10 protein-coding genes and 2 pseudogenes are annotated in these 10,000 nt (G+C 34.1%); 7 read left to right on the forward strand and 5 right to left on the reverse strand.

The window, feature by feature from the left end:
• The 3 genes and pseudogenes from LDL23_RS00810 to LDL23_RS00820 all read left to right on the forward strand — a co-directional run.
• Positions 1–107: pseudogene (locus LDL23_RS00810) on the forward strand (MarC family protein); the annotation flags it as partial.
• Positions 108–119: 12 nt separating this feature from the next.
• Positions 120–317 (forward strand): hypothetical protein, encoded by a 198-nt coding sequence (locus tag LDL23_RS00815; RefSeq protein ID WP_291264006.1) that lies wholly within the window; start codon positions 120–122, stop codon positions 315–317.
• Complete coding sequence (locus LDL23_RS00820) at positions 317–925, forward strand: FAD-dependent oxidoreductase (RefSeq protein ID WP_291264007.1); 609 nt, start codon at positions 317–319, stop codon at positions 923–925. The genes LDL23_RS00815 and LDL23_RS00820 overlap by 1 nt, the downstream gene beginning before the upstream one ends.
• Here LDL23_RS00820 and LDL23_RS00825 read toward each other — a convergent pair whose 3' ends face one another.
• From LDL23_RS00825 to LDL23_RS00840, 4 genes are read right to left on the reverse strand one after another with little or no spacing between them, the layout of a single operon-like run.
• Positions 926–1,576: a hypothetical protein gene (locus LDL23_RS00825; protein WP_291264008.1), complete on the reverse strand. Its 651-nt coding sequence runs from the start codon at positions 1,574–1,576 to the stop codon at positions 926–928. It lies immediately after the preceding gene.
• Between the two features lie 3 nt (positions 1,577–1,579).
• Positions 1,580–3,148 (reverse strand): S41 family peptidase, encoded by a 1,569-nt coding sequence (locus LDL23_RS00830; protein ID WP_291264009.1) that lies wholly within the window; start codon positions 3,146–3,148, stop codon positions 1,580–1,582.
• Entirely contained in the window at positions 3,149–3,577 is a 429-nt protein-coding gene (locus tag LDL23_RS00835) for a dCMP deaminase family protein (RefSeq protein ID WP_291264010.1), read from the reverse strand. It abuts the gene before it with no gap.
• Positions 3,577–4,170: a HupE/UreJ family protein gene (locus LDL23_RS00840; protein ID WP_291264011.1), complete on the reverse strand. Its 594-nt coding sequence runs from the start codon at positions 4,168–4,170 to the stop codon at positions 3,577–3,579. The genes LDL23_RS00835 and LDL23_RS00840 overlap by 1 nt, the downstream gene beginning before the upstream one ends.
• 141 nt (positions 4,171–4,311) lie before the next feature.
• Here LDL23_RS00840 and LDL23_RS00845 point away from each other — a divergent pair, with 141 nt between their 5' ends.
• The gene (locus tag LDL23_RS00845) at positions 4,312–4,746 is read left to right on the forward strand and encodes a TerB family tellurite resistance protein (protein WP_194094086.1); all 435 of its coding nucleotides are present in this window, start codon (positions 4,312–4,314) and stop codon (positions 4,744–4,746) included.
• A gap of 75 nt (positions 4,747–4,821) precedes the next feature.
• Here the strand turns inward: LDL23_RS00845 and fbp are convergent, their stop codons facing one another.
• Entirely contained in the window at positions 4,822–5,829 is a 1,008-nt protein-coding gene (fbp, locus tag LDL23_RS00850; protein ID WP_026725996.1) for a class 1 fructose-bisphosphatase, read from the reverse strand.
• 114 nt (positions 5,830–5,943) lie between these two features.
• On the opposite strand from fbp, the gene LDL23_RS00855 reads away from it, so the two are divergent.
• The 3 genes and pseudogenes from LDL23_RS00855 to LDL23_RS00865 all read left to right on the forward strand — a co-directional run.
• A complete protein-coding gene (locus tag LDL23_RS00855; protein ID WP_291264012.1) occupies positions 5,944–6,420 on the forward strand; it encodes a GNAT family N-acetyltransferase in 477 nt (158 codons plus the stop codon).
• A gap of 9 nt (positions 6,421–6,429) precedes the next feature.
• On the forward strand, positions 6,430–7,683 hold the full coding sequence (locus LDL23_RS00860; RefSeq protein WP_291264013.1) for an aspartate kinase: 1,254 nt from the start codon (positions 6,430–6,432) through the stop codon (positions 7,681–7,683).
• A 120-nt stretch (positions 7,684–7,803) separates the two neighbouring features.
• Positions 7,804–10,000 (forward strand): annotated as a pseudogene (locus LDL23_RS00865) (hypothetical protein); the annotation flags it as partial.

Genomic DNA, 10,000 nt, shown 5'->3' on the forward strand with positions numbered 1-10,000 from the left:
TATTAGGTGTTAACGGATTAGGCGTGATTCGTAAAATATTTGGCGTAATTTTATTGGCGATAGCTGTAAAATTGTTCGCTGCGAATGTTAAAGGATTATTTATTTAGAGAATATACAAAATGAAAATTTTTACTTATGTGGCAGTTGCCATTGCTTTAGCGTTAATTGTTTTTAACCTTCTTCAAATTGATTATAGCAATCCCTTTGAAGGCAATAGTACAATTGCTATTATTGGTGTAGTTGCTGGAATTTGCGCAATCCTATTATTAGTATTATTGCGTTTTTCAAAAATGATTGAAGAAAAAACTAGACAGTAATGGTTGACGTTTTAATTATTGGCGCTGGAGTTTCAGGCGTTTCATGTGCTTTGATTTTGGGTTCAGCCCAAAACAAACCATTTGCAATGGATAAAAAGATTGCGATTGTAGCACATCAAAAAGCGTCTTCACTACAAAATGCCATTTTTAATAACGCTTACGGAATTCCTGCAGGGAAATTAGGCAGTGAATTGTTAGAAGAAAGTTTGGAACACTTAACCCAATCTTATCCGCACGTGCAACAATTTCATGGTGAAAAAGTGCTTTCTATTTCTGGTGAAGCTGGAAATTTCATAGTTACTACCAACAAATCTTCTCTTCAAGCTAAAATAGTGGTGATTGCTATTGGTGCTGGAAATCCTTTTACGATTGAAGGTTTGGAATCGTTTGTAATGCCACATCAAAAAGCTGCTCCTGAGAAAAACAGAATCCAATTAAAAAACACCGACCATTTGGTTACCGAAGGTATTTATGCAGCTGGAGTTTTAGCCGGACACAGAAGTCAATTAAGTATTGCCGCTGGTAGTGGTGCTTCTGTAGCAACGGACATTTTAACGTTGTGGAATAACGGAAATCCTGTGCAGGTGCATGATGCTTTGGGGAAATAATTAATCCATTTTTGTGAAAAAATCATTTTTCACATGTCTTGTCTTTTTGATTAAATCGGTGTAGATTTTATCTCCTTTGAAAATCATTACTTCGTTTTCAAAATATTGATAATAGGTTTCTTTTTGAAACATCATTAAAGTAACATTCCCTTTTAAATCCTCTTTTTTGATTTCAAACTCTTGAAATCCTAAGAATATAAACCTAACTTTTTGAAAATCTTCATTCTTTGAAACTCGTAATTCTCCATCAAAATTAGCATCTAACTCTTTCATTTCGCCAGATTCTTTCAAGAACAAACAAATAACCTTTGGAAGAATATCTTTATTATCATCTAAAAATTTAAGCTTATAAAAATCTAAACTATTCTCTGAATTTTCTAAAATTTTAAATTTAATAACATCCGATTTCTTTCTGTCACTATCCAGAATAATCTTTTTACCAGAAACTGCCCAAGTTCCTTCTGTTGTTCCATTTAACAATCCAGTAACCCAAGTATAGGTAAATGTTTTATCTTCTTTAAATTCAATGTCTGATCCTACTCCATAAACTCCTTTATAAGAATATTTTCCAACAATATCAGAATCGCTAACTTTATTAGAAGAAGCGCAACCTAAGATTAGAAATATAAAGAGAAGATAATAAATTTTCATGTTTTACTTACTCAAAACCTTATTCACCATATTGTCTTTCGTTAAAATCAATTGGTAATACGCGTTTTCGTTAAACAGTTGGCGTACAAATTCTGCTTGAAGATAAAACAATACTTTTTCTTTTTGACTATCTAAATTAAAAAGCAAACCGCCTTTTGCCATGTAAGCCTTGAAGTTATTGAAATAATTTCCAGAACGCAATTCTTTTTCCAAGGCTTCCATTGAGATTTTTTCGAACTTTTTGCGGTTTTGATCCAATTGTTCAAACACAAAATAATTCACTAATCCCGATTGCATCAACATGGTTAAACCCTCTGCTCCGTGAGAATCTTCTAGCGGAACAAAAATGTCGGGCATAATTCCGCCGCCGCCATACACGATGCGGCCTTTTTTAGTTTTGAATTTTAAACTATCGGCGATTTTAATTTTGTCTTTTTCGTATAATTCACCACTTTCGAAGCGCTTGTCGAATTCGTTAAAATAGTTTTCACCTTTATCTCCATAAGGTTTTTGAATTGAACGACCTGATGGCGTGTAATATCTAGCAATGGTTAATCGTACTGCCGAACCGTCGCCTAATGGCATTTCGCGTTGTACTAATCCTTTTCCGAAAGAACGTCTTCCGAAAACCAAACCTCTGTCGTTATCTTGAATAGCTCCTGCTAAAATTTCGCTTGCTGAAGCACTGTTTTCATTGATTAAAATACTGACTTTGCCCGTTTCAAAAATACCTTTCTCGGTTGCTAGTGTACTTTCGATTTTATCTTTTTTGTTTTTTGTCTTAACGATTAATTCTTTGTTTTTCAAGAATTCATCTGCAATTGCAACGGCTGATTCCAAATAACCTCCGCCATTATCACGCAAATCAATGATAATATGATTGGCACCTTCTTTTTTCAATTGGGTTAAACCCGATAAAAATTCGTCATAGGTTTTTTCGGCAAAGCGATTGATTTTGATATAACCAGTAGCTTTATCCACCATTTGAACAGCATCAATACTCTTAATTGGAATAACATCACGGGTAACGTTTACGGCGAATTTCTTTTTTTCGGATTTTCGGTAAACGGTTAGTTTTACATTAGAACCTTGTTCGCCTTTTAAGATAGAAAACAACGAATCGGTTTCTAATTTTTTGTTGTACAATTGTAATTTATCAGCAAAAAGAATTCGGTCGCCCGATTTCAAACCCGCTTTTTCTGAAGGTCCGTTCACAATAGGTTTTATAACAGCTAAGGAATCGTTATACATGTAGAAATTGATACCAATTCCAACAAAATTACCTCGCATTTCTTGTTCGACTGCTTCTAATTGACTTTTGGGAATATAAACGGAGTGTGGATCCAATTTTTCGAGAATTCCGTTTACGGTTAAATCGACAATAGAATCGGTATTTAAACTGTCTACATATTCTTTTTCGATGAAATCGATAAGTTTGTTAAGCTTATTTTTATTGGCATTTCGGTTTAAGAAAGCTGTTTCTGTAGAAGGATTGAGTTTACTTCCCAATAACAAACCCACCGCAACAGCCACTGCGATTACTATTGGAAAATATACTTTATTCATTTTCATTTAGCTCAAATCTTCGATTAATTCCACCTCAACACCTGCTTTTCTAAGAAAATCAACACCTGAAGTATCTTTATATTCTTGATGATACACCACTCTTTTAATTCCAGATTGATGAATTAATTTGCTACAATCTTTACAAGGCGAAAGTGTAATATATAACGTGGCATCTTCACAAGATTGCGTAGAACGCGCGACTTTTAAAATGGCATTCGCTTCGGCGTGAAGCACGTACCATTTGGTTACATTATCATCGTCTTCGCAACAATTTTCAAAACCTGACGGTGTTCCATTGTACCCATCGGAAATAATCATTTTACCTTTTACGATAATCGCCCCAACTTTTTTTCGTTGGCAATACGACAAATTACCCCATTCTTTAGCAATTCGTAAATAAGCCTTATCGTATTTTGCTCTTTTTTCTTTCTTCATTATCGGTTCCAAATTTCGCTTTCAATAATCATCGGCAAAACTACGCCAATTATAAATGCTGACATAACTAAAGCCCAATCTCTTTTTGAAAAACGGAAAAAAGTTTGCACTACGTAAGAAATAATTAATACTACTAACACCACTATCATTTGTGCTGCTTCAATTCCTAATGCAAATTCTAACAACGGTAACAATTTATCAGAAGCAGTTCCGGGTAAAATTGTTTTAAAGTAATTTGAAAAACCTAGTCCGTGAATGATTCCGAAAAACAAAGTTACAATTGCCACGAAGGTTATACTTTCATTTTTAGATGATTTTCCAGCCGTAAAAAGATGAAAAACGGCCGTTATTAAGATGGTTATTGGAATTAAAAACTCGACCAAACTGGCTTGAATTTGAACCACGCCATAAACCGATAATAGCAAAGCTAAGGTGTGACCTAAAGTAAAAAGTGATACCAAAACAAAAACGTTTTTCCAGTCTTTAAAAGCGTACGGTACCATTAAAGCTATCAAAAACAAAACGTGGTCGTAGGCATTAATATCTAACACATGCTTAAGACCAATATTAAAATACATCCAAAATTCTGACATAACTACAATTTATTTGGGGATTTTCAAACTTACGATTTATTTTTTTATGTTACCAAATTCTACATCACAAAAGCATGTGAAATTGTTGTAAAAAAATAGATTTTTTGTGTAATTTTGCTCTAATATAAAAAAACAAACAACATGTCAATTTCAGATTTATTCGATAGCGGTTTTAGAAACAGAAACAAAGGTCATTTTTCAGCAATTGTAAGAGTAGCTTTGTCTGACGGAATTATTGGTCCAGAAGAAAAATATTTTTTAGACAAATTAGCTATCAAATTAGAAATTTCTCAAGCAGAATATGAAGAAATTTTAGAAAATCCTTTAAAATACCCTGTAAATCCGCCTTTATTGCATACACATCGTTTAGAACGTTTATATGATTTATCAAGAATGGTATATGCAGACGAACATGTTTTAGGTGAAAAAGAACACGAATTACTTAAAAAATTCGCTTTAGCATTAGGATTTACTGCAGGAAACGTAGGTTATATCGTAGATAAAGCTTTAAAATTAGTAGATATGAACGTAGATTTAGACACGTTCACTTACGAAATGCAACACATGAACAGATAATTCAACCTGTTTTAAAATACAAAAGCACAAACTCATTCGAATTTGTGCTTTTTTGATTTTATGTATTTCAGAAATTTACTTCGCTTTCGCCATAAACTCTTCTGCTTTTTCTACCATGTTTTTACTTCCGCAGAAGAACGGAACGCGTTGGTGTAACTCAGTTGGTTGAATTTCCATGATTCTTTTGTAACCGTCAGAAGCTTTTCCGCCTGCTTGTTCGGCTATGAATGCCATTGGATTGCATTCGTATAACAAACGTAATTTTCCGTTTGGTGCTTTTGAACTGGTTGGATATAAATAAATTCCGCCTTTAATCATGTTTCTGTGAAAATCAGAAACTAAACTTCCAATATAACGAGAAGTATAAGGTCTATCTCCTTCTTCTAACTGGCAATATTTGATGTAATCTTTCACTCCTTGAGGAAAATGAACGTAATTCCCTTCGTTAATTGAGTAAATTTTTCCGTCTTCCGAATATTTCATATCAGGATGCGACAAATAGAACGTTCCGATAGCTGGGTTTAACGTAAATCCGTTTACACCATCACCTGTCGTATATACTAACATGGTTGAAGTTCCATAAATCACATAACCTGCAGCTACTTGATTCACACCTGGTTGCAAGAAATCTTCAATAGTTACTGGAGTTCCAACGGGTGTAATTCTTCTGAAAACGGAGAAAATTGTTCCAACTGAAACATTCACATCAATATTCGAAGAACCATCTAATGGATCCATCAAAACCACGTATTTGTTATTGTGTGAATTATCCGAACCTGCGACAGTAATGAAATCATCATTTTCTTCCGAAGCAATTCCGCAAACAATCTCACGATTGATTAAGGTTTGAATGAAAACTTCGTTTGCGTAAACGTCTAATTTTTGTTGGTCTTCTCCTTGAATATTTTGTTCTCCAGCAGCACCTACGATATCTACTAATCCGGCTTTGTTTACTTTGTAATTTACCACTTTCGCGGCTAATCGGATAGAGTTGATGATTCGAGATAATTCTCCTGTTGAGTACTGAAACGAATTTTGATGTTCAATGATAAATTCGCCTAAGGTTCTATTTCTTTCTTCCATTATGAAAATGATGTAGTTGTGTTTAAGGCACAAATATCGGTAAATTTGTGAAATGATAGAATTAATTTGAAAAGATGTTTAAGTTAATTTTACTTTTGTAAAAAATTTGAAAAAATGATTATCAGAAAAGCCACAAAAAACGACATGCCTTCGGTTTTAGAATTGATTCAGGAATTAGCCACTTTTGAAAAAGAACCTAATGCTGTAGTGGTTACCGTTGACGATTTGGTTGGCGACGGTTTTTCAGAAAATCCGCTTTTTCAGTGTTTTGTTGCCGAAGTTGAAAACGAGATAATCGGAATGGCTTTGTACTATTATCGTTATTCCACTTGGAAAGGAAAAACCATTCATTTAGAAGATTTAATCGTAAAAGAAAACAAACGCGGAACAGGTGCCGGATTTGCGCTTTACAAAGAAATCATTAAACAAGGAAAAGTCGAAAATGTCCGTCGAATCGAATGGAACGTTTTAGATTGGAACACACCAGCCATCGATTTCTATGAAAAATCGGGTGCTAAAGTTTTAGGCGATTGGCGTGTGGTACATATGGACGACAAAGGAATTGAACAATTTTTAAACACAACTATATAATTCTTCAAAATGAAAATTTTTAAATTTGGAGGTGCATCGGTTAAAGATGCCGAAGGCGTAAAAAACGTATTACATGTTTTAAACACGGTAGGACACGAAGATGTTTTGTTGGTAATTTCTGCCATGGGAAAAACCACGAATGCTTTGGAAGTAGTCATCAAAAATTACTTTGATAAATCGAAAGAATTGCATGCCTCGCTTCAGGAAGTTCGCAAGTACCACAACCAAATTTTATTAGACTTATTTGAAGACGAAGAGCACGATGTGTTTTTTGATGTCAACGCACATTTTGACGATTTAGAATATTTCATTCGCAGCAACAAATCGCCAAATTACAGCTTTGTTTACGACCAAGTGGTGAGTATTGGAGAATTAGTTTCTACTACCATTGTAAGTCATTATTTCAATTATAGCGGCTTAAAAAACAATTGGATTGATGTTCGCCCATTAATCAAAACCGACAACAATTACCGTGATGCGCAAGTAGATTGGGAAACCACTCAAAAATTGATTTCAAAAGGCGTTAAAAAGAAAACTTTGAACATTACACAAGGATTTTTAGGTTCAGATGAAAATAATTTTACGACTACTTTAGGTCGCGAAGGTTCGGATTATACGGCTGCGATTTTTGCGTATTGTTTAGGTGCGGAAAGTGTTACCATTTGGAAAGACGTTCCTGGAGTTTTAAATGCCGATCCAAGATATTTTGAAAATGCGGTTTTATTGAACCAAATTTCATACAGAGAAGCGATTGAATTAGCCTTTTATGGAGCTTCGGTAATTCACCCAAAAACCTTACAACCTTTACAGAAAAAGGAAATTCCGTTGTATGTAAAATCGTTTATAAATCCAACGTTAGCAGGAACAAGAATTTCAAGAGGTTTAGATTTAGAACCGAAAACGTCTTGTTTTATCGTAAAGAAAAACCAATTGTTATTATCGTTATCGTCAATTGATTTCGATTTTATCATGGAAAATCACATTAGTGAGATATTTGCTTTGTTTTCGAAATACAAAATCAAAGTAAATTTAATTCAAAATACGGCAATTAGTTTCTCGGTTTGTATTGAAGACAAATATAACACTTTTGAAGAATTGCGAAAAGTTTTGGCTAAAAAATTCAAAGTTTCGTATAACGAAAATGTATCGTTGTACACCATCAGACATTTTGATGAAAACGCTGCTAAAGTAGTTGAAACAAACAAAACAGTATTGTTACGTCAGATTTCGAGAGAAACGATGCAGGTGATTACGAAGGAATAGTTTTCACCGCAGATTCGCAGATTACTATTTAAAAAAATCTGTGAATCTGCGGTTCAAACAAAATCATTCCTTTTTTCCAACAATAAATACTACTTTTGAAGATTCGGAGTTATAGTATTTATGCAAAAAATTGTTTTTTTAGCGGGATTCCTGTTGTGTTTTTTGAGCGGTTTTGCTCAGGAAACGTTGCAATCGTATCCAACTAAAAAAATTGCGTTTTTAAAAGATACGATTTCGATAGAGAAATTCAGTTTAAACAATTCCTTTTTTGAAATCAAAGACAAAAATGGGAAAGTCATTGACACGAGTTTTTACAAAGTAAATTTCCAAAAAGGAACGGTAGTTTTCACCAAAGAAATCAACACTTCTGACTCTCTAATTGTTCGCTATTCGAAATTTCCGGAATTTTTAACCAAAACTTACTCTATTTACGATGACGACAAAGTAGTTTCGAACGAAGCGGGAAAATTAGTCGTTTTCAAAAAAGACAAAAACACTAAATTCAAACCTTTCGATGGATTGAATACTTCGGGAAGTATTACACGTGGCGTTACGGTTGGAAACAATCAAAATACGGTGGTGAACTCGAATTTAGATTTGCAAATCACAGGAAAGATTTCGGAGAAAGTAAGTTTGCGTGCATCCATCCAAGACAGTAATATTCCGTTACAAGAAGGTGGTTATTCGCAAAAACTGGATGAGTTTGACCAAATTTTCATCGAATTATTTTCGGATAAATGGAACATTCGAGCGGGTGATTTATTTCTGGAAAATAGAAAATCAGCTTTCTTGAATTTCAACAAAAAAGTACAAGGTTTAGCCACTCGCTTCACCTTTGGAACACCTGATAAAAAAACCGAAGTCATTGCATCTGGTGCTTTGGTTCGTGGACAATATGCTCGAAGTTCGTTCATTGGACAAGAAGGAAATCAAGGTCCGTATAAATTGCGAGGCAACAATAACGAGTTGTACGTTTTAGTAATTTCAGGTTCGGAACGCGTTTATGTCAACGGAATTTTGAAAACTCGTGGTGAAAACAACGATTACATCATCGATTACAATGCCGGAGAAATTATCTTCACTTCTTTATTTCCGATTACTTCCGAAATGAGAATCAATGTTGAATATCAATACACCGATAGAAATTATACACGATTTATCACGTATGGCGGAATTTCGCACGAGCGAGAAAATTGGCAAATTGGTGGTTATGTTTATTCGGAAAGTGATGTTAAAAACCAGCCTTTGCAACAAAATTTATCTTCGGAACAAATTGATGTTTTACAAGCCGCAGGAGATGATACTTCAGCCATGATTAGCGAATCAGCCTATTTGGATAGCTATTCTGAAAATAAAATTCTGTATAAAAAAGTGTTTGTTGGACCAGTTGAAGTGTTTGAATATTCGAACAATCCAACCGATATTTTATACAATGTAACGTTTTCTTTGGTTGGGAATAATCTTGGGAATTATATTTTATCGAATAATCAAGCTGTTGGAAAAATTTACGAATACATTGCTCCAATTGCAGGTGTTCCGCAAGGAAATTATGAACCGATTATCCGATTGATTGCACCAACAAAAATTCAAATGGCCACTATGTTTGGAAAATATAATCCAACTGAAAAAACAAATTTGGATTTCGAAATGGCATTGAGTAATAACGACCGAAATTTATATTCTGCTATTGATGACAATAACAATAAGGGTTTTGCTGGAAAATTTAATGGCAAGCAACGTCTTATCGACAAATCCATAAAAATGGATGCTTTTACGAATTTTCAATTTGTGCAGGAAAATTTCAAAACAATTGAGCGTTTATACAACATTGAATTCAATAGAGATTGGAACATTTCGGCAACACCATTGGGTAATCAAAGTATTGTAACTTCGGGATTGGATTTCAATTTTAATAACAAAGGAAAAGCACTGTATCAGTTTGAAAATTTGACTTTTGGCGATGCTTTTTCTGGAAATAAGCATACGTTGTCTGGAAGATATGCTTCAAAAAACTGGATGATTTGGAGTAATTCGAGCGCTATGAAAAGTGATGCAACAGCTTCGGAATCAAAGTTTACAAGAAGTCAAAATCGTACTTCTTACAAAATCAACCAAAATTGGATTGGCGCTACTTTAAACCTGGAAGACAATTCGGAAAAAATAAAAGCTACGAATACGTTTTCTGCATTGAGTCAGCGCTTTACCGAATATGGTGCTTTTGTAGGACGAGGAGATTCGACCAAGGTTTTTTTAGAATTAGGTTATTTACAACGTAAAAATGATAGTTTACAAAACAATTCGATAGCACGTGTAAACA

The sequence above is a fragment of the Flavobacterium sp. genome, assembly GCF_020217025.1.
Taxonomy (GTDB): Bacteria; Bacteroidota; Bacteroidia; order Flavobacteriales; family Flavobacteriaceae; genus Flavobacterium.

Coding starts and splice junctions, on each gene's coding strand:
- LDL23_RS00860 (WP_291264013.1), top strand. CDS start 6,430: ATGAAAATTTTTAAATTTGGAGGTGCATCGGTTAAAGATGCCGAAGGC.
- LDL23_RS00835 (WP_291264010.1), bottom strand. CDS start 3,577: ATGAAGAAAGAAAAAAGAGCAAAATACGATAAGGCTTATTTACGAATT.
- LDL23_RS00855 (WP_291264012.1), top strand. CDS start 5,944: ATGATTATCAGAAAAGCCACAAAAAACGACATGCCTTCGGTTTTAGAA.
- fbp (WP_026725996.1), bottom strand. CDS start 5,829: ATGGAAGAAAGAAATAGAACCTTAGGCGAATTTATCATTGAACATCAA.
- LDL23_RS00845 (WP_194094086.1), top strand. CDS start 4,312: ATGTCAATTTCAGATTTATTCGATAGCGGTTTTAGAAACAGAAACAAA.
- LDL23_RS00825 (WP_291264008.1), bottom strand. CDS start 1,576: ATGAAAATTTATTATCTTCTCTTTATATTTCTAATCTTAGGTTGCGCT.
- LDL23_RS00830 (WP_291264009.1), bottom strand. CDS start 3,148: ATGAAAATGAATAAAGTATATTTTCCAATAGTAATCGCAGTGGCTGTT.
- LDL23_RS00820 (WP_291264007.1), top strand. CDS start 317: ATGGTTGACGTTTTAATTATTGGCGCTGGAGTTTCAGGCGTTTCATGT.
- LDL23_RS00840 (WP_291264011.1), bottom strand. CDS start 4,170: ATGTCAGAATTTTGGATGTATTTTAATATTGGTCTTAAGCATGTGTTA.
- LDL23_RS00815 (WP_291264006.1), top strand. CDS start 120: ATGAAAATTTTTACTTATGTGGCAGTTGCCATTGCTTTAGCGTTAATT.